Origin of the sequence: Nocardiopsis valliformis DSM 45023 (assembly GCF_000340985.1) — a bacterium.
Classification (GTDB): domain Bacteria; phylum Actinomycetota; class Actinomycetes; order Streptosporangiales; family Streptosporangiaceae; genus Nocardiopsis; species Nocardiopsis exhalans.
This window is the reverse complement of sequence record NZ_ANAZ01000004.1, coordinates 220,197-246,827: the sequence shown is the minus strand read 5'-3', so window position 1 is coordinate 246,827 and position 26,631 is coordinate 220,197. Positions and strand designations below refer to the sequence as shown.

Sequence of the window (26,631 nt, the reverse complement as noted above, 5' to 3'; positions counted from 1 at the left end):
CCGGGGCAGGCCGTACGGGGAAAACCGAGAAACCGAGGGAATACGCTTACGCGCGAGTGATGCGAATCAGGCGATAGCCGCCCGGAACGCCCGGTCGTGCTGGTCCACCGGGCTGTCGGACAGGTCCCCGACGAACACGGCCACCGGCTGGCCGCCCTTGTCCTCGAGCTCCGCCGCCAGCCGCTTCCACTCGACGAGGTTGGGGTGCTTGAGCTCCACGCAGGCTTCGGCCGGTGCGAGGGCGTCCATGGCCGAGGCGAGGCGGGCCGGGGTGAGTTCGTAGGTGGCCGTGCCGCAGGTGTGGCCGCACTCGATCGCCAGGACGATCGCGGGCAGAGGACTCGTACCGACGTTGGTCAGTCCGAAGGCCGTCTCTCCGTCGCGGTACACCCCCACCGCGTAGGCCACCGGGCGCTGATAGCCGGTGTGCCCTGATTCCAGCCGCTCGCGGGCGGCGTTGATCTCTTCCTTCGTGGCCCACTGCTCCATGGGGATCCCTTCTAGAGGTTCAGGTTTCCGGTGGCGACGGTCACAGCGTCGCCACCGATGAGGACGCGGTCGCCGGTCAGCTGGAGGTGCAGGTCACCGCCGCGTGGGGAGGCCTGGTGGGCGAGGAAGTCGGTGCGGCCCAGGCGCTCGGCCCAGAACGGGGCGATGACGGTGTGCGCGCTGCCCGTCACCGGATCCTCGGGGACACCGACGTTGGGCGCGAAGAACCGGGAGACGATGTCGGGGCCGTCCTCTGCCCCCTTGTCTCCACGCGCGGTGACGATAACGCCGCGAGCCGGGATCCGGGCCAGTCCGGCCTGATCGGGGTCAAGGGAGCGAACGGTGGCCTCGTCCGCGAGCTCGACGAGCAGATCGTTCGTACCGCCGCGGCCGACCCACAGGGGACGGGCGCCGAGGGCCTCAGCCAGCCCTTCGGGTTCCTCGGCCTCGCTTGCAGGGCGGGCCGGGAAGTCCATCCAAAGCCTGCCGTCCCTGCGCTCCACGGTGAGGATCCCACTGCGGGTGCTGAAGCGGATCGGCCCCTGGACCCCGAGCTCGGTGAGGGCGTGCGCGGTGGCCAGGGTGGCGTGCCCGCACAGGTCCACCTCGACCCTCGGGGTGAACCAACGCAGTTCGAAGTCCGCGTCCGGGCCCTCGATCCGGCGGGCGAAGGCGGTCTCGGAGAGGTTGAACTCCGCGGCGACCCCCTGCGCCCAGGCCTCGGGGTAGGTGTCGTCCAGGACGAGGACGGCGGCGGGGTTGCCGGACAGGGGCTCGGCGGTGAAGGCGTCGACGACGCGGTACTCGGGCATGGGCCCATTCTGCCAAGTGGACTGGGGTGACCAAGGGCCAGTTTTGGGTGAAGTGGACCCTACTGCCACCCCTACTGCCACCCCTACTGCAGGTGAGGCTCGTCCAGAATGAACATGGTCTGAGTGCTCTTCACCTCGGGCAGGCGCTGGAGCCGTTCCAGGACGAAGGTGCGCAGGGCCGCGGCGTCGGCCACCCGGACCAGGAGCAGCAGGTCCACGTCGCCGGAGACCAAGGCCGCGTGGTCGACCTCGGGGATGTCGCGCAGGTACCCACGGAACCTCTCCCAGGAATGCTGTTCGATCCGCACGGAGACGTAGGCCGAAAGCGCGGTGCCGTACTTCTCGGGGTCGATGACGGCGGTGAAACCCCTGATCACACCCTCGTCACGCAGGCGTTCGAGACGGGAGTAGGCGTTGGCCCGGGAGATGTGCGCGCGTTCGGCGACGGCACGGATCGACATGCGGCCGTCGTCGCGCAGGAGGGCGATGATCCGACGGTCGGTGTCGTCCAGCTGCACGGCCATGTGTCTTACCTCATACCGTCCGCATGGTGGACAAGTTAGATGATTTGCGATTGAAGACGCCCTACCGAGCAGTTCGTCCAGTATCGCCCTGGGCCCATCGACAATATGGGGTGATTCAGCTCATATTCAAGACATGAAGTACACCGATGAGCGATCTCGTCCGGTTCCTCCTCTCCCATCCCAGGAACCGGTGCGACTGGTGGACCGGCACGGCCGACGTCACGAACACTCCTCGTTCACCGCTCCCGACCCGGCAGTCCTCGCCGAGCTCCACCGGGCCATGGTCATCGGACGACGCTTCAACCAGCAGGCCAGCACCCTCGCCCGACAGGGGCGCCTCGCGGTCTACCCCTCCTCCATGGGGCAGGAGGCCTCCCAGGTCGGCGGGGTGCTGGCGCTGTCGGAACGGGACTGGCTCTTCCCCAGTTACCGCGACAGCGTCGCCATGGTCACGCACGGCGTGGACCCGGTGGAGACGCTCACGCTCTTCCGCGGCGACTGGCACTCGGGCTACAACCCGCACCAGTACCGCTGCGCACCCCAGTGCACGCCGTTGGCCACGAACGCCTCGCACGCGGTGGGCCTGACCTACGCCGCCCGCCGCAAGGGCCGCGACGTGGCCGCCCTGGTGCTCATGGGCGACGGCGCCACCAGTGAGGGCGACGCACACGAGGCGTACAACTTCGCCGCCGTGTGGAACACCCCGGTGGTCTTCCTCATCCAGAACAACCACTGGGCGATCAGCGTCCCGGTCCACCGGCAGAGCGCGGCGCCCACCCTCGCGCACAAGGCCGTCGGCTACGGCATGCGCGGGTACAACGTGGACGGTAACGACGCCGCCGCGGTGCACACGGTGGTCAAACACGCCCTGGCCGAGGCCCGCGACGGCGGCGGCCCCGCGATCGTCGAGGCGCTCACCTACCGCATCGACCCGCACACGAACTCGGACGCCCCGCAGCGGTACCGGGACGCCGCCGAGGTGGAGTACTGGGCCGAACGCGACCCGCTGGCGCGTATGGAGGCTTTGCTGCGCAACGAGCAGGTGGTGGACGACGGTCTCCTGGAGATCTACGAGCGCGATGGCGAGAAGGTCGCCACCGCGGTCCGCGAACGCATGGCAGGGGAGGACAAACTCGACCCGGACTCCCTGTTCACCGACGTGTACGCCGCCGTCCCCCCGGCTCTGGAACAGCAACGGCGGGGGCTGGCGGAGGAATTGAAGGGGGTCTGATGGCGCGCACACGCACCTCCAAACCCACCGCCTCCGGCACCGACACCACCGAGACGGCCGAGGTCACCATGGGCGCGGCGCTCAACCGCGCCCTGCACGACGCCGTCGCCGAGGACCCCGACGTGGTGGTCTACGGGGAGGACGTCGGCCCGCTGGGCGGGGTCTTCCGGGTCACGGACGGTCTGACCTCGACTTTCGGTGAGGAACGGTGCTTCGACTCACCGCTGGCGGAGTCCGGGATCGTGGGCACCGCCATCGGCATGGCCATGTACGGGCTACGGCCCGTGGTGGAAATGCAGTTCGACGCCTTCGCCTACCCCGCCTTCGAGCAGGTCGTCTCGCACCTGGCCAAGATGCGCAACCGTACCCGGGGCGCCGTCACCCTCCCGGTGGTGATCCGGGTGCCCTACGGCGGTGGGATCGGCGGGGTCGAGCACCACAGCGACTCCTCCGAGGCCTACTACACGCACACCCCAGGGCTACGCGTGGTCACGCCCGGCACCCCCGCGGACGCCTACTCCATGCTGCGCGAGGCGATCGCCGGCGACGACCCGGTGGTGTTCCTGGAACCCAAGCGGCGCTACTGGTCCCGGCAGACGGTGAACCTGCCGGTGCGTACGGAGCCGATGGAACGCTCCATAGTGCGCCGACCGGGTACGGACGTGACCCTCATCGCCTACGGTCCGATGGTGGAGACCGCTCTGGAGGCCGCCGAGCAGGCCGCTTCGGAGGGGCGGGACATCGAGGTCGTGGACCTGCGCCAACTGGCTCCGTTCGACGACGCCACGGTGGCCGCCTCGGTCCGCCGGACCGGACGTGCGGTGGTGGTGCACGAGGCCTCGGTCTTCGGCGGTTACGGCGCCGAGGTGGCCGCGCGCCTGACCGAGCAGTGCTTCCACTACCTGGAGGCCCCGGTGCTACGGGTCGGCGGGCTGGACATCCCGTATCCGCCACCGAAGCTGGAGGAGCACCACCTGCCCGGGGTGGACCGGATCCTGGCCGCGGTGGACCGCCTCCAATGGGAGTCCGAGTGGGTGGAGGGGCGCGAGTGAACGAGGAGCGCCAGGCCGAAGAGCGCCGGACCGCCACCTTCGCCCTCCCCGACCTGGGTGAGGGGCTGACCGATGCGGAGATCGTGTCCTGGCTGGTCACGGCAGGGGACTGTATCTCCGTCGACCAACCGGTGGCCGAAGTGGAGACCGCGAAGGCGACGGTGGAGCTCCCCTCCCCCTACGGTGGGACCGTCACCGAACTCCACGGGGCGGTGGGCGAGGTGGTCGCGGTCGGCGCACCCCTGATCACCGTTGATACTCGAACCGCTGCCGGACCAAGCGGTACAACCAACAGCAGCACAGGCAGCACGACACAGACCACCGTGCCGAACACACGGGACGGTTCCGACCCTGCGGGCGGCAACGGCGCCGCCGACAAAGACGCGGGTTCGGGCGCGGTCCTGGTGGGTTACGGCACGGGACAGGGCACGCGGCCCTCGCGCCGCCGTGTCCACGGGGCGGGCGGGCCAGCCGAGTCAACGGCGACCGGCGGCCCGCCCACAACCTCCACCACTCCCCCGGCCTCCTCGGTGACCAGGGTGATCTCTCCCCTGGTTCGGCGGTTGGCCCGAGAGAACGGAATCGATGTCACCGCGCTGCGCGGCAGCGGTGCGGGCGGATTGATCATGCGCGGCGACGTCGAGGCCTCGCTTGGAGCCTCGGCCGCGCCGGAGCCCGCCGACGCTCCCGGAACCCGTCGCATCCCGTTGCGCGGAGCGCACCGGGTGATGGCCGAACGCCTGTCCCGGTCCCGCCGTGAGATCCCCGAGGCGACCGTGTGGGTGGACGCCGACGCCACCGGGATGCTGGAGCTGCGCCGGGAGCTCAACGAGGCCGCACCGGACCGGCCTGTGGGAGTACTGGGGCTGGTGGCGCGGTTCGCGCTGATGGGCCTGGCTCGATTCCCGGAACTGAACGCGCACTTCGACCCCGCACGTCAGGAGATCGTCCGCCACGACGCCGTGCACCTGGGGTTCGCCGCGCAGACCCCGCGCGGCCTAGTGGTCCCGGTGGTCCGCGACGCCCACACGCTCACCACGCGAGAACTCTCCGCCCGGCTGGGCGAGCGCGCCGGAGCCGCTCGTGCCGGTGAGCTCGCCCCCGCTGACCTGGACGGCGGAACCTTCACGGTGAACAACTACGGGGTGTTCGGGGTGGACGGCTCGGCGGCGATCATCAACCACCCGGAGGTGGCGATCCTGGGGATGGGTCGCATCCTGCGCCGCCCGTGGGTGATCGGCGACGACGTGGTGCCCCGTGCAGTCACGGAACTCACACTGACCTTCGACCACCGCGTCTGCGACGGCGGCGTCGCGGGCGGCTTCCTGCGCTGGGTCGCCGACTGCGTGGAACGCCCTCAGCTGTTACTCGGGGATCTCTGACCACGGCTCAGGGGCCGCGATCGTCGATCGCGGCCCCTGGCCCTACCCACTCTCCGAGGGTCCGTTCCCTCCGGAAGTCTCCTTTGTTCCCCCCGCCAGGAGGAACACCTGGCATGTCGGACTCCCGAGGTCACGGATGACCTGAGGTGGGCCCGGGGGTGGTTCTTGGTGCTGTCGGAGTTACTTGCCGCGCAGCTTGTCGAAGAACGAGGCGATGCCGTGGCGGCCGTCGCTCTCGGCCATCAGGCCCTTGCCGCTGTCGTCGTCGGCACCGGCGTGGGCGCCGGCGGGGCGACGGGTCCAGGCGAAGAACAGCGCGATCAGGATCGCGGGGATGATCGCCAGGGTGAGCAGACCGGCGGCGGAGGGGGTGCCCTCGGCGCCCATCAGGCCGAAGCCGGACAGGTCGTTGGTCGCGGTCTCGGCGGTGACGCCGGTGTCGGAGTCGTCCTGTTCCTCGGCGGCGGGAGCGTCGTCCTGCTGCTCCTCGGCGTCCTCGGAGGTCTCTTCGGAGGCGTTCTCGGCGGCCTCTTCCTCCTCGGCCTCCTCTTCCTCTTCCTCCTGCGGCAGGTACTCCGCGGGGATCTCGGAGACGGCGTTCTCACACTTGTTCTCGGGCTGCTGGAACGGGTAGGGCGTGCCCTCGTCCCCGTGGCCGTCGCCCCACTTGGTGATGAAGTACTCGACCTCGGCGTGGCCGTTGCCGCCGCTGACCACGAGGGTCTGGTCGTCGAAGGTCTCGCCCATCATGTCGGCGAAAGTCTTGCCGTCGATGTCGAGAAGGACGTCGCAGTCGTGGGAGGGGACACCGGGACCGCGGTCGCCGATGAAGAACTCGTACTCCTCGCCCTCGTGGACGATGAATCCCTCGGTGCCCAACGGCCAGCTGGGGCTGGAGAAGAGCCCCTTCTGCATGGGTTCACCACTGGCGGGCAGCCCGGTGTCACCGTTGATGCCGGAACCGTCGTCCCAGAAATAGGTCGCGGTCATTTCGCCGTACTGAATGGGAGTTTCGTTGCTCATGAAGTATTAGCCAGGTTGACGTCAGAGGCCGAGAAGACCGGGGCATGACTCGTCAGGGCACACGGGTGCACAGGTCTGCACTCCGGGCTGGTGTCATGCCATGGGGCGTCCCGCGTCGCTGGCGGCGAGTGGCGGGGTGGGAACGGGGGGCCGGATCGGCTCCGCCGGACAGCTGCGCGTGGATTCGCGCTGCTCGTTCCCGAGAGAAATAAGGTCTCGATTCCCTTCCGACCCGCAGGCCGGTCAAGGGCTCGGCACCGATGCGTTAAAGGTTCATAACGAGCCGGTCACGAAGGACACTAACCCAGGCTTTGGCAAAGTACCGAAGGATTCCGAGTAAAATGACAGTGCGTGTTTACACAAATACAAAATGACGCAGCCCGAAACCTGCCCTGAAAACACGAAAAACCCCTGTCAGCAGGGGTTCGCGGGCCTGTCCGAGGACGGCGGACAGGCCCGCGCGTGGCCCTCGTCATAAACCGGTACACGTGTCCGCGGGACGAGCCGGAAGCGGACAGGGGGCCACATACGCACCGGAAGGTCACGGGACCGGGCCTATTCCGGAGCGGGTCAGGGGTAGGGCGGGGAAGCCGCGCGAAGGGCTTTCGTGGTAAAGGCCACGTAAGCGTGGTCTTGGCCGGGGTCACGGCAGGGCGCCCAAGACCCAGCCGGTACAAAGAACTCCCCGGTAGGTTGCCCGACCGGGGAGTGCTCGCGGATCAGGTCACCTGTGACCTGCGGTTGAAGCGTTCGGCACGCCACTCGCCGGACTCCACGACCTCGACGAGCGCGGTGGCGGCGTCGTAGACGTCCACGTAGCGCAGGTAGAGCGGGGTGAACCCAAAGCGCATGACGTCCGGGGCACGGAAGTCACCGATCACCCCGCGCTCGATCAGCGCCTGCACGATCGGGTAACCGGCACCCTCCTCCGGCTGGATGAGGGCGACCTGGCTGCCGCGCCGCTCGTGTTCGGCCGGGGTGATCGAGGCCAGGCCCACCGAGGCCGCCTTGGCCAGGAACAGGTCGGTCATGGCCAGGCTCTTGGTCCGCACGTGCGCCAGGTCGGCCTTGGCCCACACGTCCAGTCCGGCCTCCAGGGCCGCGTCGGCCACCAGCGGTTGCGATCCGCTCAGGAAGCGCGAGACCCCCGGAGCGGGTTCGTAGTCAGGCGTAAAGTCGAAGGGGCGGGCGTGCCCGTGCCAACCGCTGAGCGGCTGGTCGGCGGCAGCGTGGTGGCGGCGGGCCGCGTACAGGAACGCGGGGGCACCCGGACCGGCGTTGAGGTACTTGTAAGTGCACCCCACCGCGAAGTCCACGTCGTTGCCGGACAGCTCGATGGGCACCGCGCCCACACTGTGGCATAGGTCCCAGATCACCAGGGTGCCGTGCTCGTGCGCCAGGCGGGTGATCCCGGCCATATCACGCAGCACCCCGCTGCGGTAGTCCACGTGGCTGAGCAGCAGGACAGCGACGTCTTCACGGGCCAGGGCCCCGGCCAGCTCGGGGCCGTCCGGGTCGATCCGGCGCTGCTGCGCACCTGCCAGGCCGACCGCGCCCTCGGTGACGTACAGGTCGGTCGGGAAGTTGCCCGCCTCGCCCAACACCACGGAGCGGTCGGACAGGCGCAGCGCCGTGACCAGGCACTTGAACAGGTTGGCGGAGGCACCGTCACCGACGATCACCTCGTCCGCGTCTGCCCCGACCAGGGGCGCGACCTTGGCACCCAGGGTGCGCGGCTTGTCCCACCAGCCGGCGTCGTTCCAGCTGCGGATGAGGTCCTGGCCCCACTCGCGCTCGATCATGTCGGCGACCCGGGCGGGGGTGGAGCGGGGCAGCGCGCCCAGCGAGTTGCCGTCCAGGTAGATCACGCCCTCAGGGAGGACGAACTCCTCGCGGAGGGCGGCGAGGGGGTCGGCCGCGTCCAGGGCGGCGCACTCCTCACGGGTGGTGGGCGTCATCGGGTCCTGCTTCCTTGCGAAGGCTGTGCTGTGAGGTGTGTGGTGACTGTTCGGCATCGCGATGTTCCTGGATGCGGTGTGCCCGGAGGGCGCTGCGCGGTGTCTCTAGATGGTGCTGCGCAGAGACCACAGCTCCGGGAAGACGTCCTTCTCGGCGTTGCGGGCCAGCCAGTTGAGGCCGTTGGAGCCACCGCTTCCCGGCTTGCCACCCATCGTGCGCTTGACCGCGACCAGGTGGAGCTGACGCCATCGTGTCACCCGCTCGGCCACGTCCACCAACGCCTCGGCCAGCAGGTACAGCTCGTTTCCGGGGCGGTCGTCGGCGTAGATCTCGGTCCAGGCGCGCTCGACCTCGGCGGAGGGCTCGTAGTCCTCGGTCCAGTCGCGCTCGGCGCTGGTGTCCGGGACGGGCAGGCCGCGGCGGTGCAGCAGGCGCAGCGCGGCGTCGTAGAGGCTGGGGCGCTCGATCAGGTCGGTGAGGTCGGTGACGACCCCGCTCATCGCCTTGTGCGGGCGGATCATGGCGGCGGACTTGTGACCCAGCAGGAACTCCAACTTGCGGTAGCTGTAGGACTGGAAGCCCGAGGCCTCGCCGAAGGAGTCGCGGAAGCGGTTGAACTGGGTGGGAGTCATGTCCGAGAACAGGCCCCAGGTGCTGTTGAGCACGTCCTGGGCGTTGCAGGCGCTGCGCAACCAGGCTACGGCGCCGGGCACGTCGTCGACCTCCAGCGCGTCCCGGGCCTGCTCCCAGCGCTGCTGGATCAGCGCGAACACCAACTCCATCACCTGGGTGCCGATGATGAAGGCCGACTCGGCGGGCTCCTTGGTGCGCGGGTTCTGCAGACTCAGAAGGGTGTCGATCCCGGCGTAGTCGACGTAGGGGGTGTTTTTGTCGAAGCTCAGGGTCGGCTTTCCCCCGTTGCTCTCCGCCCTGCTGGCGCGGGCCTCCGCCGCGCCGACGTCCTCGGTCGGAGCGTAGGGACACTGCTGGGCGGACGTGGTGGAGAGCATCGGGTGTACCCCTCGTTTTGCTGCGCGGCTTCGGTCGTGGCACGCACCGCGCCGTAGTCGAAAAGTCCCCCGTGCACGGCGTCGTGAACGTGAGCTCACATACTCGGACATATTCCCGCGATACGGAATGGGCGTCGACGACACAAGTCGGTCATTGACCTAACATTCATAACGAGAAACAACCATCGGCCTTGGGATCACAAAGTATGACCTCACGACTGGCAACCCCGCTGGACAGCGTTGACCAGCGCATCCTCCAGGAGCTCCAACAGGACGGGCGGCTGTCCTTCAACGAACTGTCCCGAAGGGTGAACCTCTCGGCCCCCGCCGTGGCCGACCGCGTCCGCCGCCTGACCGACCGCGGGGTGATCACCGGCTACCACGCGCACGTCGACCCGGCGGCCGCCGGACTGCCGGTCACCGCTCTGGTGCGCATGGAGTGCTTCGGCGCCCACTGCCTGCTGCGCGAGCAGTCCTCGCTGGAGCTGCCGGAGATCCTCCAGGTGCACCGGGTCACCGGGGACGCCTGCTGCATACTGCTCATCGCGGTGCGCTCCATGGAGCACTTCGAGGAGGTCATCGACCAGCTCGCCGAGCACGGCCGCCCCTCCAGCACGATGGTCCTGTCCAGCCCGGTGCCCTGGCGCGCGGTGACCGCACCGGGGATGCAGTGAGCGTCCTGATCGACAGCCCCGTCTGGCCGGGCCCGCGCGGTTGGAGCTTCGCGCATTTGGCGAGCGACAGCTCCTTCGACGAACTCCACGCCTTCGCACGCGAGCTGGGCGTCCCCGAGCACGCCTTCGAACGGGACCACTACGACGTCCCCGAGCACCTGCACGCCCGTGCGCTGGACCTGGGCGCCGAGCATGTCAGCGGGCGCGAGCTGGTCCGTCGGCTGCGCGCGTCGGGGCTGCGCCGCCCCAAGCACCCGCGGCCCGCCCCGCCCGCCATCAGGGAAGCGCCGCCGGTCAGGGTGGCGGAAGCTCCTCCGGGACCTCCTGTGTGAGCCGGTCGACCTCGGCGAGGATGTTGGACCGGGCTCGGGGCTCCCAGTGCGCCCGGCCGAAGGGCGTGTGGAACAGGTGCGGGGCCTCCAGCAGGGAGCGCAGGACCTGGAGGCGTCCGGCCCGGAACACCTTGTCGGCCATGTGCCAGTACTCGGCCCGCACCGCAGCGGTGTAGGCCAGGTACTCGTCCGCGGGACCCGCGAGTGTGGACAGGTCGGCGTCGGAGACCACCGCGCCGTTGGCGTCCCAGCGCTCGGGCCGGTGGTTCTTGGTGACCCCCACCAGACGCACCACCTCGGCGATCAGTCCGGGTTCCTTGCCCATGAGCGCGAGCAGGCGCTCGGCCAGGGCCGCGCTCTCGTCCTCGTCCCGGCCGGGACGGCCTTCGTAGACGGCGTCATGGAACCAGACCGCGTACCGGACCGCGTCGGGGTCACGGGCCTCCTCCTGGAGGACGTCCACGGCCCGCAGAGTGCTCCACAAGTGGGAGACGGTGTGGTAGCGGCGGTGTGACTCGCTCCAGCGGCCGAGGAGCTCCTCCCCCGCCGCCCGGGCCTCGTAGCCCTCCCCGGCCAGGCGCCTCCAGGAGTCGGCGAGCAGGATCGCGTCCTCCTCCTGCAGAGGAAAGAAACGATCCGGCCGGTCCTCGAAGCTCGTCATGTGACCACCCTTCCCCAGGGCGAGGGGAGAGAATCCCGGTCAGGAGTCCGCGCCCTCCACCAGCCCGGCCTCGTAGGCGAGGATCGCGGCCTGCACGCGGTTCCTCATACCCAGGCGGTTGAGGATGCTGCTCACGTAACTCTTGACGGTGCCCTCCACCAGGAAGAGGCGTTCGGCGATGTCGGCGTTGGACAGCCCCGCGCCCACCAGGGCGAGCACGTCCCGCTCCCGTTCGGTGAGGTCGGCCACCCGTTCCGCGGCGGCGGCCTGCTTCGCCGCCCGGCCGCCGCCGAACTGCGCGATCACCTGCCGGGCCACCTGCGGGGACAGGTAGGCGCCGCCGTCGGCGACCGCGTGTACCCCGGAGATGAGTTCGCGGGGGTCGCCCGCTTTGAGCAGGAAGCCGCTTGCACCGTCGCCGAGTGCCTGGGAGATGTAGCTGTCCTCGCCGAAGGTGGTGAGGATGATGATCTTGGTGTCCGGGGCCGCCTTGCGGAGCTCGGCGGTGGCGGCGAGCCCGTCCATGCGGGGCATCCGGATGTCCAGCAGGGCGACGTCGGGGCGGTGGGAGAGGACCAGCTCCACCGCTTCGCGGCCGTCGGCGGCCTCCGCCACCACCTCGATCTCCGGATCGCTCTGCACGATCGCCCGCACACCCGCGCGGATCATCGCTTCGTCGTCGGCGAGCAGCACCCTGATCACGACCGTGACCTCTTTCCTGTCCGGATTGTCTGGGGAAGCATGCCACAACGCCGTTCCCGTCGGGTTTGCGGGTTCATCGGGACTCCAGCTGTTCCTTGCTCACCAGCACCCCCTCCTCGAAGCACAGCTGGTAGAAGAGCACGTCCCCGTCGAACATCCTGGCCGAGCTGCGGTAGTGGTCGCAGCCGGGGTCCGCCGACTCGAAGCTCTCCAGCTGCGCCACGGTCAGCCCCATCGGGTAGTCGGGCAGCCGCTCCTCCAGCTCGTCCCGGTGCTCGCCCACAGGGATCGACGCGTACTCCTGCGGCGGCAGTGTGCTGTCTGCCAGGACGCTAGCGAGAGTGGCGTAGACGGCGGCGATCACGACCAGGACCACGCCCACCGGAACGGCGACCAGAGCCAGGGTCCACGGCTGGACCCGGCGGCGGGCGGCCCGCTGGAGCTGCTCGATCACCTCGGTGCTGTCGCCGTCGCCCTCCCCCTCGGTCACCTGCTCCCCGTCCAGCGGCATGGTGGCGCACACCTCCCAGCCGTCCCCGTGCGGACCGGCGGCCAGGCTTCCGCGGACCATCCGGACGCGTTCGCGCAGGCCGGTGAGCCCGTGCCCGCCGCCGGAGCCCGGCGCCTGTCCCTCCTTCCCGGTGCGGGCGTTGGTGACCCGGACCTCCACCCGGGTGCCGTCCGCGGTCAACCACACCGTCACCGGGGCACCCGGCGCGTACTTGGTGGCGTTGGTCAGGGATTCCTGCACCACCCGGTAGGCGGCGCGGTCCACCATCGGCGGCAGCTCCTCCAGCGGCCCCTCGCGGACGATCGTGACGTCCAGCCCCGAGTCGCGGGCGCGTTCGACCAGGGCGCAGACGCTCTCCCCGGCCGGTGCGGTGGGCGCGGGTTCCGGCTCGGCGTCCGGGCGCAGGACCCCGATGATCTCGCGCAGCTGGGCAGTGGCCGAGACGGCGGTCGCGCGCAGCTGCGCGATCTCCTCCCGGTGGCGGTCGGCCAGGTCAGGAGAGACCTCCAGGGCTCCGGCGCGCAGGGCGATGAGGCTGAGCTCGTGGCCGAGGGAGTCGTGCATGTCCTGGGCGATCCGCGCGCGTTCGCGCATCCGGGCGCGGTCCGCAGTGAGCTGCTGTTCGAGCTGGAACTGGCGGGCGTGCTCCCAGCCCGCCGCACCCAGTTCCACCTGTTGGCGCCGGTAGACGCCCACCAGCCAGGGCAGCACCGTGCAGATCACCAGGGCGAACCCCACGGTGATCCACAGGCCCGGGGTCTCCTCGATCCTGTCCAGTACGTACCAGGCCATCACCAGGCACAGGACGGCGAAAACCGCGATCGCGAGCCGGGTGCGCCTCGTTCGGCGGCCCGCGAGGTAGGACACGACGATCAGCGGGACCACGAAGGCCTGGGACCAGGTACAGACGTACACGGCCAGGCAGGGGGCCAGGAGGGGGTAGGTGCGGCTGAGCACGATCACCAGCCCCGCCGCCGCGGTGAGGACCGGGAGGAGCGACATGCCGTCGTGTCCGGCGAGTGAGAAGGCGTAAGACTCCGAGAGCAGGATCAGGCTGAGCCCGAACCACAGCAGCAGGTCGCGCACGGCGGCGCCCCGGGCGGGCCACCCGGGGGCGGGGGTCAGCGCCCGACGCGCACCCCGGAACAGTTCGGCGAAGTCCATGGGGAGGAACCTACACAGCCGGGACCGGCTCCGGTCACCCACGAAAGTCAGGTCCTGCCCCTGTCCGATGGCGGTTGCCCTGTTCCGTCACCTGACGTCCTGCGCCCTCGCCCCAGGACGGTTGCCGTGTCCCCGGCCTGGGACAGTCCACCTATCATGGGATGGTTTGCGGCCGGGGGCGACGGTGCGGCACTACGAGACAGAACGAGGTTGTATGTCACCTCTGGAGACCCTGCGGCGGATGAACCGGATCGCCGGTTGGCCGCTGCTCCTCGCCACCTTCCTGGCCCGGCTCCCCGTATCGATGACCCTCATCGGGCTGCTGACCCTGGTCACCAGTACCACCGGCAGCGTCGCCGCGGCCGGTCTGGTCTCCGGGGCGTTCGCGCTCGGTGAGGCCGTGGGCGGTCCGATCATCGCCCGCTTCGCCGACCGCCACGGGCAGCGCGTCCCCGTCCTGGTCACCGCGCTCCTGGACGCGGCCCTGATCGTCCTGCTGGTCGCCGCGGTCGCGGCGGACGCCCCGCTGCCGGCCCTGGTGGCGCTGGCCGCCGTCGGCGGTCTGTGCATGCCCCAGGTCGGCCCGATGGCGCGCACCCGCTGGGTGGTGCTCATCGGTAAGGGGCCCGACCGTGGACCGGAGCGTGAACGCTCGGTCTCGGCGGCAATGTCGGTGGAGGGCGTCCTGGACGAGGCCTCCTTCGTCCTGGGCCCGGCCCTGGTCGGCATCCTCACCCTCACCCTCTCACCCACCGCGAGCGTGCTCGGCGCGGCCGTGCTGATCGGTGTGTTCGGCACCGTGTTCGCCCTGCACCCCACCGCTCCGCCCGGGTCGGTCCCGGTGCGCGGCACCGAGGGCCGGATCGCCCGTCCGGCGCTGCTCCTGCTCGCCGTACCGATGTTCTGCCAGGGGCTGTTCTTCGGCGGAATGTCCACGGGGGTGACCGCGTTCGCGGACAACGCCGGACACGGTGACCTGTCCGGACTGATGTACGCGGTGATGGGGTCCAGCAGCGCCGTGGCCGGACTGATGATGGCCTCGCTGCCGGTGGGCTTCTCGCTGACCGCGCGCACCCGGGTGGCGGCGGGCGGTCTGGCCCTGCTCACCCTCCCCCTGTACCTGAACCACGGGCCCGCGACCCTGGCGGTGGCCATCTTCGTGCTGGGTATCGCGATCGGCCCGCACCTGGTGAGTCTGTTCGGGCTGATCGAGCGGGCGGCCCCGCCCAGCCGGCTTTCCCAGTCGATGGCGATCATCCTGAGCAGCCTGATCCTGGGGCAGTCCCTGGGCTCCATGACCTCCGGCGCCCTGGCCGACACCTACGGCCACCAGGGGGCGTTCGCGCTGGCCACGGCTGGCGGGCTGATCTCGTTCGCGGTGACCACGCTGGTCCTGCGCGGGCGCTGGTACGAGCGCTCCCACAGCCCTGATGCCACCGCCGCCCCGATAGCCGTGGCGCCCGTGGCCAAGACCACCGGGGCCACCCACGGGGCCTGATCTGGTCCGGCGCCGCAACCCCTGTGATGCGGGCGTTAAGCCCGCGTCAAGAACCTGACAGGAAGGCGGGGTCGGGCCTAGGGTTGGCAACCGTGCTTGATCTGTTCAAAGCGCTCGCACCCCGTGCCAGCCTGCGCCGTGTGGCTTCCCCACCGTCCCCTCCGCTCGCCGGAATCGCGCGTGTGACCCTGTCCGTGCGCGACCACGACGTGAGCGCGCACTTCTACCGCTCCGTGCTGGGGTTCCGGCCGGAGCGCCCCGACGACCGGGACGGCCTGCGCCAGACCGTGCTCCGACACCCGGGTGGTCTGGTGATCGAGCTCGCCCAGCACCGGGACAACTTCAAGGGCCGCTTCGACAGCCGTCGCTGCGGCCTGGGCCGCCTGACCCTGGCCGTGGCCAACCTGGGCGTGCTGGAAGCCTGGGAGGACCGGTTCACCCGGATGGATGTGGAACACACCCCGGTGGCCCACACCGCGGAGGGCTCGACCCTGGTCTTCCAGGACCCCGACGGCACCGAACTCGCATTGTTCGTGCCCGCCGACCCCGACACCGGCGAGGACTGAGTCCCCCGGACAGAGCGCTCCCTGCGAGGAAAGAGCGCTCTGCGCGGGGAATCTGGGAAACCTGAGGAGGAGCGGGGCTACTCGCCCGGAACGGTCTTGAGGCGGATGTCGCGCTCGCCGAGCTCGTCCACCGCGGAGCGCGGCAGGCGGTCATCGGTGATGATCAGGTCGAACTCCTCCAGGCGGGCCACCCGGAAGGTGCCGAACTTGCCGTACTTGGTGCTGTCCACCACCAGAACGCTCTTGGAGGCGATGCGCAGCAGTTCCTGCTTGGCGATCACCTTGGCCTCGGAGGGGGTAGTCGAGCCGCGTTCGGCGTCCCAAGAACTGCTCGCGATGAAGGCGAGGTCGACGTTGACCTGGCGGAGGAAGTCCGCGGTGAACTGGCCGACGGAGGAGTGGTCGGAGTGCGACACCACACCCCCGGTGTGGATCAGTTCGATCCCCGGGTACTCCATCAGGTGGCCGACGACGTTGAAGTCGCTGGTGATGACGGTCAGCCCGACCTTGTCGGTGAGCAGCGGCACCATTTGCAGGGTGGTTGTGCCCGCGTCCAGGTAGATGGTGAAGTTCTCGCGCACCAAGTCGGCCGCGGCGCGCGCTATGGCACGCTTGGCGGGCACCTCCAGCTGGGCCTTGGCCAGGTAGGAGGGCTCGCTCTTGAGCCGGGCAGCCAGCCGCACGCCGCCGGTGACCGACAGGACCTTGCCGTCGTTCTCCAGGGACTGGATGTCGCGACGCACCGTCATGTGGGACACGGACAGCATCGACGTGAGCTCGTTGATACTCAGCACGTGCCGCTCCTGCAGGAGCTTCAGGATGTGCTCTCGCCGTTGGTCCGGGATCATCGTTCGCCTCACACTCGGGGGCCGGCCTTGGGGCGCCGTGCCATCACGACACCCATTAACAAAGTTTCCCAGGTAGCTGTACCCAGGACGGTGTCCTGACGACGTGAGTCCGCTCGCAATCCCACCGCGACCGGACCTCAGCACCGTACGTACCGGCGCCGCGCACCGCTCGCACGGGCCCCGCCCGGACGCCTTGGTGGGCGTTTTTCCTGTTTGCGCCACGTGACGCGCTGCTTTTTGCGACTCTTGACTGCATGACGATGTCCATCGCACTACGCGGAGACACCGCACGATTCCCGGGTAACACGCTTCCGGCCCTGCGCTCAGCCTTGCGCGCCGGAGTGGACCTGGTCAAGATCGACGTCCACCTGAGCTCGGACGGGTACCCGGTCCTGGTGGACGAACGTGTCGTGACCGCCCCGGGTTCCCCGCCCCGCCAGGTCGGTGATCTGACCCTGGCCGAACTTGCCGCCACCCGCGACGACGTGGAGCAGCGCGTACCCACACTGATGGAGGTGCTGGCCGAGTTCTGCGGCCGGGACGCCTCGCCCCTGTTGATTGACGTCACCTCGCCGGAGGCCGCGCTCGCCGCCGACCAGGTCCTGCGTGAGCACGGCTTCGGCGACCAGGCGCTGTTCACCGGGCCGCTGGAGACCCTACAGGCCCTGCGCGCCCGGAGCCCCGGCGTGCGGCTGATGCTGGCCTGGGAGCAGCCCGGACCGCCTCCGCAGGAGGTGGCACACGCGTTGAGGCCGACGTTCCTGGGGACGCACTACACCCTGTTGGACCGGGAGAGGATCGGTGAGATACACCGGCACGGTTATCGGGTGGTCGCCTGGACGGTGAACGAGTTCCCGGAGATGGCGCGGCTCATCGGCATGGGTGTGGACGCTCTGGCCACCGAACGCGTCGACGACCTGGTTTCGCTGACTTCAGGCCGTTCCCAGGAAACCCCTCAGGGGGTTGTGCCGGGAACTCCGCAGCGGCCATCGGTGACACCGCACGAGGCGCACCAGGGGACGCACCATAACGCCATTAACAACGCCGCCCACAACGGCGTTCACAACGCGGAACAAAGCGCCGCCCAGGGCTCCTTCCACGGAGTCGCGCAGGGAACGAACCCGCCCACCGGAGCGACCTGAGGAGGTACTGAGACAGCAGACCAGGGGCCCACCACGGCCCACTGGCCGCCCTGGAGAAACAGCACACGACACCCATAAATAATGTCATTGCGCACATGAACACCATGCGCACCACAAAATCCGCTTTGGTCAATGAGTTCCGCTGTTCCACACGTTTTGTCACCCGCTCGCGGATACCCTGGAGTTCCCTCCCCTTTGCGGTGCACACCGACCGACGAGAAACCCACGCATGACGGCCGACCTCTCCCCTCACGTGCTTCGCACGACAGCCCCCGTCCTGGACTGCGCGGCCCGCCTGTTCGCCGAGCACGGTTCCCGCGGCATGGCCATGTCCGATCTGACCCACCGGATCGCGGCCGAGACCGACACCGACGCGGCATGCCTCAGGCGGGCCTTCCCCACCAGGTTCGACCTGACCTACGCCGTCGTGTTACGTGCCACCAGAGAACGCGTCAACACCCAGCTGGCGGCCGACGCCCCCGAACGGCCACCCACCGAACGCATGTCCGACCTCGTCCGCAGGCAGGTGAGCTCCGGTTGGAAACACCGTGCCGCCATCGCCCTGAGCCAGGACCTGCTGCCGACCTTGCGGGCCATCAACCCCGCCCGACACCGCGAGATCAGCTCGCTGCACCGGACCTTCCGCGCGCACGTGCACGGGATCATCGTGGCGGGGGTGGCCGCCGGACAGTTCCCCATCCGCGACACCGGCAAGGCCACCGACTCCGTCCTGGACACCTTCGACTCACTGCTGCACTGGTACGACCCCGAGGCCGGACTCAGCCTCAGCGATCTCGGCGGCGTCTACGTCGACCTGGTGATCCACCACCACCTCCAGTACCCGCGCTGACCGCACCGGCGGGAAGGGCTGTCAGCCGCCGATCAGCTCGTACAGGTCCACCGACTCCGCGATCGCCCTCAGCCCGGCGTCGTTGGGATGCAGGTGGTCGCCGGAGTCGTACTCCGAGCGCAGCCGGTCCGGCGCCATCGGGTCGCGCAGCACCGCGTCGAAGTCCCACACCCCGTCGAAAGCCGAGGAGGCCGGGTCCTGCGCCTGTTCCCGCAGGTGGGCGTTGACGTACTCACGCCCCTGGTCTACCTCCGGAGTGCACCGGGCCTCCCCCGCGCAGGGCACCAGGGTCGCCACGAAGACCCGCACTCCGTGCTCGTTGGCGGTGTTGGCCAACCGCCTCAGCCCCGCGACCACCTCGTCCGGGTGTACGCCCCAACGCAGGTCGTTGATCCCGGCGAAGACCACCACCGAGTCCACCCCGTTCTGGGAGAAGACGTCCCGCTGGGCGCGGTGCAGCATGCTCACTCCGCTGGCGTAGGTGGACACGCCCTCGCCCGGGTAGCCGTCCGAGGTGATCCGGTTACCCGCCACCCCGAGGTTGAGCACCCCCGGGTTGGGCAGGTCAGGGCTGGCGTGCAGCCGCGCGCTGAGCACGTCCGGCCAGCGCGTGTAGGCGTCCCGGCCCGAACGCAGGCCGTCGGTGATGGAGTCGCCGTAGGTCACCACCGCACCCGGGCCGTCCGAAATCTCGATCCCGGTGAGGAACGGCCACCGGTCCACCAGCCCGGTGAACGGCTCGCCGGTGCCGTCCATGGTCTGGTTGCCGCTGCCGGGCACGCTCGTGTAGTTGGTGTCCACCGAGGCGTAGTGCACCGGCGCAGCGGTGACCCGTTCGGGCAGGTGGAAGCTGACCAGGAGCTGTGTCTGCGGCGGCAGGAGGATGTCGACGGGGTCGCTGACCAGCCTGCCCCCGGCCGGGATGACCGCTCCGGGTGCGCCGTCGAAGGTGATCGGGACCGCCGCGCCGCGAATGGCCGCGCCGTGCGTGGACGTGTCCTCGTCCCGCAGGGCGATGGAGGCCGCGCCGATGGCGACCGGGCGGGAGGCGAAGGTGTTGTCGAGCCGGATCCGGGCCTTGTAGCCGCCAGTGGTGGTGCGCACCGTCAGGCGCAGCGTCTGGTCCTCCCACGGGCCCACCTCGGCGTACCCGGAGGTGGCGCGGGCCCAGGTACCGGTCCAGGACTGCGCCGCGGACCGCCCGCCCACGGAAAACACGTGCAGGCTGGCGTCGTCGTCCAGGACCGTGGGCAAAATGACGTGGTCGACCTCGCGGTCGGGGTCCAGCGGCACGGAACGGGCGTACAGGCGTACCGAGCCGATGGTGTCCTGCCCGAAACCCGTGGCGGAGTTGGCGTAGGGCAGGGACAGGGCCGCGTCCCCGGCCGGGCCCGCCGCCCAGTCCGGAACCGAGAACGGGAAGTCCTTGGTGGTGCCGTCCGAGTAGACCACCCGGCCGTTGCCCCGCACGTCCTCGCCGGTGCCGTCGGTCCGGGTCCCGGTGGCCAGGAAGGTCACGGACTGGAACTCGGCGGGTTCGGCGGTGAGCGCTACGGACTGGCCGTCGGAGATCACGTGGTCGGGGCGTCCAGGACCGTAGACGGGGAGTTCGAGCGGGGTGTCCAGCAGGATGACCTCTCCGCCAGGGTGCCAGCCGGCCGCGGCCAGGCCGCGCGCGGACAGGCTGTTGCCCGCGTGGTCGAGGTCCCCGGCGCCGGCGGAGCCGTCCGGGGAGATCCCGATCCGATCGATGAGGGCGGACAGCGGCTGCGCGACGGGTTCGTCGGCGGGGTGCGCGGTGACGTCGGGGGTGACCGTGGTGTTGAAGGCGGTCAGCACAAGCAGGAACACCGCGAGGACGGAGACGCCCCGCAGGACGTGGTCCCAGACCGTGGCCTTCGGGTTCGCGGCGCCCGTGCCTGTTCGCCCCCCGTCCACCACACGCCTTCCTCCCCGTCTGTTCCTCCCGGCCGCCCCGAGTGCACTCCGATGTCCGCATCCACCGGAGGCGGCGGATGCTCCCGTACACGTCTGAGACACCCACTGGTCCAACGAACCCCGGCGCGGTGGTTGCACCGGACGCGGGAGACATGGGACATGGCGGCCGCCGACCGGCCGCCAGTTTAGGGGAGAACGGGGGTGCCGACCCCGTGTTCGAGGGGCCTCGCATTCGCTTTCGGCCCCGACCCAACGGCCCCCTCCGACACTCCGGAACCACCCCCGGGAAACCCGGTGATCTCTTCGCACCCGCCCCGACCTGCGGAAAGTCCGCAGGCACACGGAACGTCGCGTTTCGTACCCGCCCCTTGAGGGCAAAAGGGCGGTCAGGAGGTACCCCCCGTGGAGACCGGAACGATCGTCATCATCGTCATAGTCGTGATCGTCATCGCCGGAGGAGCCGCGGCCGCCGCTCAGCTGGTGCTCCTCCCCGCCCTTCGCACCAGCCGCCTCAGAAGACGCTTCGGCCCCGAGTACGACCACGCTCTGGAGGCGTACGGCGACAGGGCGGATGCCGAGCGGGACCTCACCGAACGGCTCCGTGAGCGCGGGGGCACCGAGTTTCGTGAGCTCACCCGGGAGGAGGCCGCGGCACACGCCGACGCCTGGGCCGCGGTTCAGGGGGAGTTCGTGGACGACCCCGTCGGGTCGGTCCGCAGCGCGCGCAGCCTCACCGACAGCATCATGCGGGACCTGGGCTACCCCGACGGCCCGATGGCCGAGGGCGGTGTCCACGACGACGCGAGCTTCGAAAGACGCGCCAAGGATCTGTCCGTGGACCACCCCGAGGCGGTCGCCCGCTACCGCGCCACCTGGGCGGCCGGGCACCTCGCCGAGGCGGACCAGACGGCCACCGAGAACCTGCGCGAGGCGCTGTTGGCCTACCGGGACCTGGTGGAAGCCCTGCTCGGCGGACTCCCCAAGGAGCGCAGGAAGGGCAACGGCCGGGAGACCGGAACACCCCGTACCGCGCAGGCGGAACAGACGGAGTAGCCATCACGAGGGAGGTTGACATGGCGGATCGCCCAGTGCGGCCCCGGCACCGGCCGGGCGCGAAACGGATCGACCCCGAGCCCGTCGAGAAACTGAAGCCCCCGCAACCGGTGTCGGCCCCCGAGCCTGCCGCCCCGACCGAGCCCGCCGGGCGAGTCGGAACCGGCGGCGAAGCCGAGACCGGTGGAAAGGCCACGACGACCGACGTGACCGAGACGACCGAGGTGCGCGTGCCCCAGCAGGCCAGACCCCGCCGAACCCCCGACCCCTCCCGAACCTGGCGCCTCCGCCCCCGCGGCCTGGTCACACACGAGGTGCGTGAGCGCTGGACCGAAGCCCAGGGCGAGTTCGTGGACGACCCCCCGCGCTCGGTGCGCGAGGCGGACGCGTTGGCCGATGAGGTCGCCGACGCCCTGATCGCCGAGATCGAGGCGCGCCGGGCCTCTCTGCGCTCGGTCTGGAACGACAACGAGGCCGACACCGAGGCGCTGCGGCTGGTCCTGCGCGACTACCGGTCCTTCGTCAAACAGATGGTGGGCGACGACTGACCACGTGGCCATCGCGTCGATCACCCCGGGAGCCCGCCGAACGAACGGGCCCCGGGCGGTGAGGTTTCGGTGCTGTCCGTTTCCGGCGGAGAACACGGTCTTCGCTGGACACGCGCCACCGGAAAACCAGAAAAGGGAACCATTCGGACAAACGTCACGAAAAGCGAGATAGTCCGCGCACGCCACCCCGGTTCAGGAATTGAAGGGGTGGGTGCGCCGACGGCCCAAGAGTGCCGTCGGCGCCGCGTGGAGGGGGTTTCCACACAGGTGAGAGGTGTAGGCCGGGCAGGACTCGAACCCGCGACCCAGGGATTATGAGTCCCCTGCTCTAACCAACTGAGCTACCGGCCCCCTGTCGCCAGCAAACGTCATCCTAACAGGGTGTGTCCGCCGTTTCCTCGCGGTAAATCCGTTGCGCCGCAGGGCTTGCCCACACCCGGGAGCAACACTGGAGACGAGCCGGACAACGACGCACGTGAGGCCGTGGGCGGCGACGCGCGAAGCGTTAGACCGCACCTTGGTCACGGACGGCGCCGGGGAGCGGTCTAGGGTGTGATGGTGCGGCGCGCGCCTGGCCGTACCCCCTGGGCCCGGCACCGGAGCCGCCTCGAACCCGTTGGTAACATCGCGGGTCGCACATCGTCGTCAGGAGAGTTCACGCATGTCCAAAGCACCCGTCAACGTCACCGTCACCGGCGCCGCCGGCCAGATCGGCTACGCCCTCCTGTTCCGGATCGCCTCCGGTCAGCTGCTCGGCGCCGACACCCCGGTGAAGCTGCGCCTGCTGGAGATCCCGCAGGCCGTCAAGGCCGCCGAGGGCACGGCGATGGAGCTTGACGACTGCGCCTTCCCGCTGCTCCAGGGCATCGACATCTTCGACGACGCCAACAAGGCGTTCGAGGGTGCCAACGTCGGCCTGCTGGTCGGCGCCCGTCCGCGCGGCCCGGGCATGGAGCGCGGTGACCTGCTCCAGGCCAACGGCGGCATCTTCAAGCCCCAGGGTGAGGCGATCAACGCCGGCGCCGCCGACGACATCCGCGTCCTGGTGGTCGGCAACCCGGCCAACACCAACGCCCTCATCGCGCAGAGCCACGCCCCGGACGTCCCGGCCGAGCGCTTCACCGCGATGACGCGTCTGGACCACAACCGCGCGCTGACCCAGCTCGCCAAGAAGCTCGACGTGTCGATCAACGACATCAAGAAGCTCACGATCTGGGGCAACCACTCCGCCACCCAGTACCCGGACCTGTTCAACGCCGAGGTCAACGGCGCCAACGCCGCCAAGGCCGTCGGTGACCAGGCCTGGCTGGAGAACAACTTCATCCCGACCGTCGCCAAGCGCGGCGCCGCGATCATCGAGGCCCGTGGCGCGTCCTCGGCCGCCTCGGCCGCGAACGCCGCCATCGACCACGTCTACGACTGGGTGAACGGCACCCCCGAGGGCGACTGGACCTCCGCGGCCATCCCGTCCGACGGTTCCTACGGCGTGCCCGAGGGCCTCATCTCCTCCTTCCCCGTCACCTCCAAGGACGGCAAGTGGGAGATCGTGCAGGGCCTGGAGATCGACGAGTTCTCCCGCGGCCGTATCGACGCTTCGGTGCAGGAGCTCGTCGAGGAGCGCGACACCGTCAAGAAGCTCGGCCTCGTCTAGCAGTTCCGTCAGCGGGTCCGCTCGTAGGTCCGCAGCGCGTGGCTGTCACGGGCACGCCCTCTTCACGGGGGCGTGCCCTTCGCGTGTGTGGGAGTTCGCGACCGCACAAGGCCCTGGTGAGCGGACGAACCCCCCGCCGTGTCCCGAAGGGGTGCGGAAAGCGGGCAGTATAGAGACCGTGAGTCTCATCGATGTGCTTCCGGCCGAACCAGAACCCGATTCCCTCTTCGAGGCGTTCGCTTTGTGGGCCGAGGAGCGGGGCATCACCCTCTACCCGCACCAGGAGGAGGCCCTCATCGAGGTCGTCTCCGGGTCCAACGTCATCCTCAACACCCCCACCGGCTCCGGCAAGAGCCTGGTCGCCACCGGCGCGTTGTTCGCCGCCCTGGCACGGAACGAGTGCGCGTTCTACACCGCGCCGATCAAGGCGCTGGTGTCGGAGAAGTTCTTCGACCTGTGCAAGATCTTCGGCACCGAGAACGTCGGCATGATGACCGGTGACGCCAGCGTCAACGCCGACGCTCCCATCGTGTGCTGCACGGCGGAGGTTCTCGCCCAGATCGCCCTGGCCGAGGGCAAGGACGCCGACATCAACACCGTCGTCATGGACGAGTTCCACTTCTACGCCGAACCCGACCGCGGGTGGGCGTGGCAGGTGCCCCTGCTGGAGATGCCCCAGGCGCAGTTCCTGCTGATGTCGGCCACCCTGGGCGACGTCAGCCGGTTCGAGGAGGACCTGGAGAAGCGCACCGGACGGTCGACCGCCGTGGTCGCCTCCGCCGAGCGCCCGGTCCCCCTCTACTACGACTACCGCGTCACCCCGCTGCACGAGACCCTCGAGGAACTCCTCGGCGACGGTCACGCGCCCGTGTACATCGTGCACTTCACCCAGGCGCAGGCCGTGGAGCGCGCACAGTCGTTGACCAGCATCAACATGTGCACCAAGGAAGAGAAGGCGAAGATCGCCGAGGAGATCGGCAACTTCCGCTTCACCACCAAGTTCGGTCGCAACCTGTCCCGCTACGTGCGGCACGGCATCGGCGTGCACCACGCCGGAATGCTGCCCAAGTACCGGCGCCTGGTCGAGCGGCTGGCCCAGTCCGGGCTACTCAAGGTCATCTGCGGCACCGACACCCTGGGCGTGGGCGTGAACGTGCCCATCCGCACCGTGCTGTTCACCGCGCTGAGCAAGTACGACGGGGTGCGGGTGCGCAGGCTCCGGGCCCGCGAGTTCCACCAGATCGCCGGGCGTGCCGGGCGGGCCGGGTTCGACACCGTCGGCAACGTGGTCGCCCAGGCCCCCGAGCACGTGATCGAGAACGAGAAGGCGCTGGCCAAGGCGGGCGACGACAGCAAGAAGCGGCGCAAGGTGGTGCGCAAGAAGGCCCCCGACGGGTTCGTGTCCTGGGACGAGGCGACCTTCCGCAAGCTCATCGAGTCCGAGCCCGAGCCGCTGAACTCGCGGTTCCGGGTGAGCAACGCGATGCTGCTGAGCGTGATCGGGCGGCCGGGCAACTGCTTCACCGCCATGAAGTACCTGCTCACCGAGAACCACGACGACCGCAAGACACAGCGCCGCCACATCCACGACGCGGTCTCCATCTACCGGTCGCTGCTGGACGGCGGGATCGTGGAGACCCTGCCCGAACCGGACGAGCAGGGCCGCACCGCGAGGCTCACCGTGGACCTGCAGGCCGATTTCGCCCTCAACCAGCCGCTGTCCACGTTCGCGCTGGCCGCGTTGGACCTGCTGGACGTGGAGTCGCCGACCTACCCGCTGGACGCGCTCACCGTGGTGGAGTCCACCCTGGACGACCCGCGTCAGATCCTCGGCGCCCAGCTCAACAAGGCGCGTGGCGAAGCCGTCCAGGAAATGAAGATGGAGGGCATCGAGTACGAGGAGCGCATGGAGCTGCTGGAGGAGGTCGACTACCCCAAGCCGCTCGAGGAGCTCCTCAACCACGCCTACGAGGTCTACCGGACCGGCCACCCGTGGGTGGGCGACCACCCGCTGCGACCCAAGACCATCGCCCGTGACATGTACGAGCGCGCGATGAACTTCGTGGAGTACGTGGGCTACTACGAGCTGGCCCGCTCCGAGGGACTGGTGCTGCGCTACCTGGCCAGCGCGTACAAGGCGCTCAACCAGACGGTGCCGGACGACGCCAAGACCGAGGAGCTGCGCGACCTCATCGAGTGGCTGGGCGAGCTAGTGCGCCAGGTGGACTCCAGCCTCCTGGACGAGTGGGAGCAGCTCACCAACCCGGAGGAGGAGGCCGAGGGCGCGGAGGTCGAGGAAAAGGTCCGCCCGGTCACCGCGAACGCCCGTGCCTTCCGGGTATTGGTCCGCAACGAGATGTTCCGCCGCGTGGAGCTGGCCTCCCGGCGGCGCTACGGCGACCTGGGCAAGCTTTCCGAGGACGACGAGTGGAGCGGCGAGGAGTGGGCCGAGGCCGTGGAGGCGTACTACGCCGAGCACGACCAGATCGGTACCGGTCCGGACGCGCGCGGTCCGAAGATGCTCCTCATCGAGGAGGAGGACGACATGTGGCGGGTCCGCCAGATCCTCGCCGACCCGGCCGGTGACCACGACTGGGGGATCAGCGCGGAGGTCGACCTGGCCGCGTCGAACGCCGAGGGGCGCGCAGTGGTACACGTGACGGACGTGAACCGGCTCTAGACGAGCCGGAGGTGCGGGGCGGGGCCTTCCCGGGGCGGATGCTGTTGGCGAATCCGGGGGGAGTCCGGGCTGGGGTTCGGGTTGGGGCTCCGTTGCCCGCCGCTTGGTGGTTGCCGTCTGCGCTGCGCGCGTCAAGGTCGTCGCCGTCGCGGCTTCGCCGTGTCCACCTTGACCCGCTTCGCTGCGACAGCGGTGGGCAGCTATCGGGAAACGGGGGAGGAGTGGTCTGGGTGACAGACGGGCCCCGAAGGGGCCCAACGGCAACTGCGCGGTACCCTCCACCGGCCTGCGCGCAAGGCCTGGCCGTGTCGCGTCCGGTCACGCACCCCAA

General features: G+C 69.6%; 23 protein-coding genes, 1 tRNA gene and 1 pseudogene. 13 read left to right on the top strand and 12 right to left on the bottom strand.

All coding sequences use genetic code 11. The features are described from left to right. Window positions 1-66 precede the first annotated feature (66 nt). The 3 genes from D457_RS0105715 to D457_RS0105705 all read right to left on the bottom strand — a co-directional run bounded on the left by D457_RS0105715 (window position 67) and on the right by D457_RS0105705 (window position 1,825). Window positions 67-489, bottom strand: coding sequence for a hypothetical protein (locus tag D457_RS0105715; protein WP_017579685.1), 423 nt, complete (start codon window positions 487-489; stop codon window positions 67-69). An 11-nt stretch (window positions 490-500) separates the two neighbouring features. Next, window positions 501-1,301: a PhzF family phenazine biosynthesis protein gene (locus D457_RS0105710; protein ID WP_017579684.1), complete on the bottom strand. Its 801-nt coding sequence runs from the start codon at window positions 1,299-1,301 to the stop codon at window positions 501-503. Between the two features lie 83 nt (window positions 1,302-1,384). Continuing rightward, complete coding sequence (locus D457_RS0105705) at window positions 1,385-1,825, bottom strand: Lrp/AsnC family transcriptional regulator (protein ID WP_017579683.1); 441 nt, start codon at window positions 1,823-1,825, stop codon at window positions 1,385-1,387. A 133-nt stretch (window positions 1,826-1,958) separates the two neighbouring features. On the opposite strand from D457_RS0105705, the gene D457_RS0105700 reads away from it, so the two are divergent. The 3 genes from D457_RS0105700 (at window position 1,959) to D457_RS0105690 (ending at window position 5,490) form a co-directional block, all read left to right on the top strand. Next, complete coding sequence (locus D457_RS0105700; RefSeq protein WP_039830997.1) at window positions 1,959-3,056, top strand: thiamine pyrophosphate-dependent enzyme; 1,098 nt, start codon at window positions 1,959-1,961, stop codon at window positions 3,054-3,056. Between the two features lie 68 nt (window positions 3,057-3,124). Then, on the top strand, window positions 3,125-4,108 hold the full coding sequence (locus D457_RS0105695; protein WP_026116370.1) for an alpha-ketoacid dehydrogenase subunit beta: 984 nt from the start codon (window positions 3,125-3,127) through the stop codon (window positions 4,106-4,108). After that, window positions 4,105-5,490 (top strand): dihydrolipoamide acetyltransferase family protein, encoded by a 1,386-nt coding sequence (locus D457_RS0105690; RefSeq protein ID WP_017579680.1) that lies wholly within the window; start codon window positions 4,105-4,107, stop codon window positions 5,488-5,490. The genes D457_RS0105695 and D457_RS0105690 overlap by 4 nt, the downstream gene beginning before the upstream one ends. Window positions 5,491-5,670: 180 nt before the next feature. Here the strand turns inward: D457_RS0105690 and D457_RS0105685 are convergent, their stop codons facing one another. From D457_RS0105685 to D457_RS0105675, 3 genes are all read right to left on the bottom strand, one after another. Next, complete coding sequence (locus D457_RS0105685; protein ID WP_026116369.1) at window positions 5,671-6,513, bottom strand: hypothetical protein; 843 nt, start codon at window positions 6,511-6,513, stop codon at window positions 5,671-5,673. A 719-nt stretch (window positions 6,514-7,232) separates the two neighbouring features. Next, complete coding sequence (gene kynU / locus D457_RS0105680) at window positions 7,233-8,471, bottom strand: kynureninase (RefSeq protein WP_017579678.1); 1,239 nt, start codon at window positions 8,469-8,471, stop codon at window positions 7,233-7,235. A gap of 105 nt (window positions 8,472-8,576) precedes the next feature. Continuing rightward, window positions 8,577-9,482: a tryptophan 2,3-dioxygenase gene (locus tag D457_RS0105675; RefSeq protein ID WP_017579677.1), complete on the bottom strand. Its 906-nt coding sequence runs from the start codon at window positions 9,480-9,482 to the stop codon at window positions 8,577-8,579. Between the two features lie 206 nt (window positions 9,483-9,688). Between D457_RS0105675 and D457_RS0105670 the strand changes: the two genes are divergently transcribed. Further along, window positions 9,689-10,156 (top strand): Lrp/AsnC family transcriptional regulator, encoded by a 468-nt coding sequence (locus tag D457_RS0105670; protein WP_017579676.1) that lies wholly within the window; start codon window positions 9,689-9,691, stop codon window positions 10,154-10,156. Then, window positions 10,153-10,488: a DUF4031 domain-containing protein gene (locus D457_RS0105665; protein WP_017579675.1), complete on the top strand. Its 336-nt coding sequence runs from the start codon at window positions 10,153-10,155 to the stop codon at window positions 10,486-10,488. Before D457_RS0105670 ends, D457_RS0105665 begins: the two co-directional genes overlap by 4 nt. On the opposite strand, the gene D457_RS0105660 is transcribed toward D457_RS0105665, so the two are convergent. The 3 genes from D457_RS0105660 to D457_RS0105650 all read right to left on the bottom strand — a co-directional run bounded on the left by D457_RS0105660 (window position 10,451) and on the right by D457_RS0105650 (window position 13,526). Continuing rightward, entirely contained in the window at window positions 10,451-11,149 is a 699-nt protein-coding gene (locus tag D457_RS0105660) for an HD domain-containing protein (protein ID WP_017579674.1), read from the bottom strand. The genes D457_RS0105665 and D457_RS0105660 overlap by 38 nt on opposite strands. A 39-nt stretch (window positions 11,150-11,188) precedes the next feature. After that, complete coding sequence (locus D457_RS0105655) at window positions 11,189-11,851, bottom strand: response regulator (protein ID WP_017579673.1); 663 nt, start codon at window positions 11,849-11,851, stop codon at window positions 11,189-11,191. 73 nt (window positions 11,852-11,924) lie between these two features. Then, the gene (locus D457_RS0105650) at window positions 11,925-13,526 is read right to left on the bottom strand and encodes a sensor histidine kinase (protein ID WP_017579672.1); all 1,602 of its coding nucleotides are present in this window, start codon (window positions 13,524-13,526) and stop codon (window positions 11,925-11,927) included. 214 nt (window positions 13,527-13,740) lie between these two features. Between D457_RS0105650 and D457_RS0105645 the strand changes: the two genes are divergently transcribed. Together D457_RS0105645 and D457_RS0105640 are read left to right on the top strand one after the other, a co-directional pair. Then, a complete protein-coding gene (locus D457_RS0105645; RefSeq protein ID WP_017579671.1) occupies window positions 13,741-15,024 on the top strand; it encodes an MFS transporter in 1,284 nt (427 codons plus the stop codon). 83 nt (window positions 15,025-15,107) lie between these two features. Further along, complete coding sequence (locus D457_RS0105640; RefSeq protein ID WP_026116367.1) at window positions 15,108-15,590, top strand: VOC family protein; 483 nt, start codon at window positions 15,108-15,110, stop codon at window positions 15,588-15,590. Between the two features lie 77 nt (window positions 15,591-15,667). Here the strand turns inward: D457_RS0105640 and D457_RS0105635 are convergent, their stop codons facing one another. After that, the gene (locus tag D457_RS0105635) at window positions 15,668-16,438 is read right to left on the bottom strand and encodes a DeoR/GlpR family DNA-binding transcription regulator (protein WP_017579669.1); all 771 of its coding nucleotides are present in this window, start codon (window positions 16,436-16,438) and stop codon (window positions 15,668-15,670) included. A 254-nt stretch (window positions 16,439-16,692) separates the two neighbouring features. Between D457_RS0105635 and D457_RS31945 the strand changes: the two are divergent. Further along, window positions 16,693-17,394: pseudogene (locus tag D457_RS31945) on the top strand (glycerophosphodiester phosphodiesterase); the annotation flags it as partial. 415 nt (window positions 17,395-17,809) lie between these two features. Continuing rightward, window positions 17,810-18,430 carry a TetR family transcriptional regulator gene (locus tag D457_RS0105625; RefSeq protein ID WP_017579667.1) on the top strand — a complete coding sequence of 207 codons (621 nt, stop codon included), beginning with the start codon at window positions 17,810-17,812 and terminating at the stop codon, window positions 18,428-18,430. A 21-nt stretch (window positions 18,431-18,451) separates the two neighbouring features. Here the strand turns inward: D457_RS0105625 and D457_RS0105620 are convergent, their stop codons facing one another. Further along, the gene (locus D457_RS0105620; RefSeq protein ID WP_017579666.1) at window positions 18,452-20,371 is read right to left on the bottom strand and encodes a GDSL-type esterase/lipase family protein; all 1,920 of its coding nucleotides are present in this window, start codon (window positions 20,369-20,371) and stop codon (window positions 18,452-18,454) included. 399 nt (window positions 20,372-20,770) lie between these two features. On the opposite strand from D457_RS0105620, the gene D457_RS0105615 reads away from it, so the two are divergent. Both D457_RS0105615 and D457_RS0105610 read left to right on the top strand, forming a co-directional pair. After that, window positions 20,771-21,421 (top strand): hypothetical protein, encoded by a 651-nt coding sequence (locus D457_RS0105615; protein ID WP_017579665.1) that lies wholly within the window; start codon window positions 20,771-20,773, stop codon window positions 21,419-21,421. A 20-nt stretch (window positions 21,422-21,441) separates the two neighbouring features. Next, a complete protein-coding gene (locus tag D457_RS0105610; protein ID WP_239646018.1) occupies window positions 21,442-21,969 on the top strand; it encodes a hypothetical protein in 528 nt (175 codons plus the stop codon). A gap of 277 nt (window positions 21,970-22,246) precedes the next feature. On the opposite strand, the gene D457_RS0105605 is transcribed toward D457_RS0105610, so the two are convergent. Beyond that, window positions 22,247-22,320 (bottom strand) — tRNA-Ile (locus D457_RS0105605). A gap of 310 nt (window positions 22,321-22,630) precedes the next feature. Here D457_RS0105605 and D457_RS0105600 point away from each other — a divergent pair. Both D457_RS0105600 and D457_RS0105595 read left to right on the top strand, forming a co-directional pair. Beyond that, on the top strand, window positions 22,631-23,620 hold the full coding sequence (locus D457_RS0105600; RefSeq protein WP_017579663.1) for a malate dehydrogenase: 990 nt from the start codon (window positions 22,631-22,633) through the stop codon (window positions 23,618-23,620). A 193-nt stretch (window positions 23,621-23,813) separates the two neighbouring features. Beyond that, window positions 23,814-26,300: a DEAD/DEAH box helicase gene (locus tag D457_RS0105595; protein ID WP_026116366.1), complete on the top strand. Its 2,487-nt coding sequence runs from the start codon at window positions 23,814-23,816 to the stop codon at window positions 26,298-26,300. Window positions 26,301-26,631: the final 331 nt, after the last annotated feature.

Excerpts from the sequence above, each read along its gene's own strand:
- D457_RS0105715 (WP_017579685.1), bottom strand. The coding sequence starts at position 489 with ATGGAGCAGTGGGCCACGAAGGAAGAGATCAACGCCGCCCGCGAGCGG.
- D457_RS0105710 (WP_017579684.1), bottom strand. The coding sequence starts at position 1,301 with ATGCCCGAGTACCGCGTCGTCGACGCCTTCACCGCCGAGCCCCTGTCC.
- D457_RS0105705 (WP_017579683.1), bottom strand. The coding sequence starts at position 1,825 with ATGGCCGTGCAGCTGGACGACACCGACCGTCGGATCATCGCCCTCCTG.
- D457_RS0105700 (WP_039830997.1), top strand. The coding sequence starts at position 1,959 with ATGAAGTACACCGATGAGCGATCTCGTCCGGTTCCTCCTCTCCCATCC.
- D457_RS0105695 (WP_026116370.1), top strand. The coding sequence starts at position 3,125 with ATGGGCGCGGCGCTCAACCGCGCCCTGCACGACGCCGTCGCCGAGGAC.
- D457_RS0105685 (WP_026116369.1), bottom strand. The coding sequence starts at position 6,513 with ATGAGCAACGAAACTCCCATTCAGTACGGCGAAATGACCGCGACCTAT.
- kynU (WP_017579678.1), bottom strand. The coding sequence starts at position 8,471 with ATGACGCCCACCACCCGTGAGGAGTGCGCCGCCCTGGACGCGGCCGAC.
- D457_RS0105675 (WP_017579677.1), bottom strand. The coding sequence starts at position 9,482 with ATGCTCTCCACCACGTCCGCCCAGCAGTGTCCCTACGCTCCGACCGAG.
- D457_RS0105670 (WP_017579676.1), top strand. The coding sequence starts at position 9,689 with ATGACCTCACGACTGGCAACCCCGCTGGACAGCGTTGACCAGCGCATC.
- D457_RS0105660 (WP_017579674.1), bottom strand. The coding sequence starts at position 11,149 with ATGACGAGCTTCGAGGACCGGCCGGATCGTTTCTTTCCTCTGCAGGAG.
- D457_RS0105650 (WP_017579672.1), bottom strand. The coding sequence starts at position 13,526 with ATGGACTTCGCCGAACTGTTCCGGGGTGCGCGTCGGGCGCTGACCCCC.
- D457_RS0105645 (WP_017579671.1), top strand. The coding sequence starts at position 13,741 with ATGTCACCTCTGGAGACCCTGCGGCGGATGAACCGGATCGCCGGTTGG.
- D457_RS0105635 (WP_017579669.1), bottom strand. The coding sequence starts at position 16,438 with ATGATCCCGGACCAACGGCGAGAGCACATCCTGAAGCTCCTGCAGGAG.
- D457_RS0105625 (WP_017579667.1), top strand. The coding sequence starts at position 17,810 with ATGACGGCCGACCTCTCCCCTCACGTGCTTCGCACGACAGCCCCCGTC.
- D457_RS0105610 (WP_239646018.1), top strand. The coding sequence starts at position 21,442 with ATGGCGGATCGCCCAGTGCGGCCCCGGCACCGGCCGGGCGCGAAACGG.
- D457_RS0105600 (WP_017579663.1), top strand. The coding sequence starts at position 22,631 with ATGTCCAAAGCACCCGTCAACGTCACCGTCACCGGCGCCGCCGGCCAG.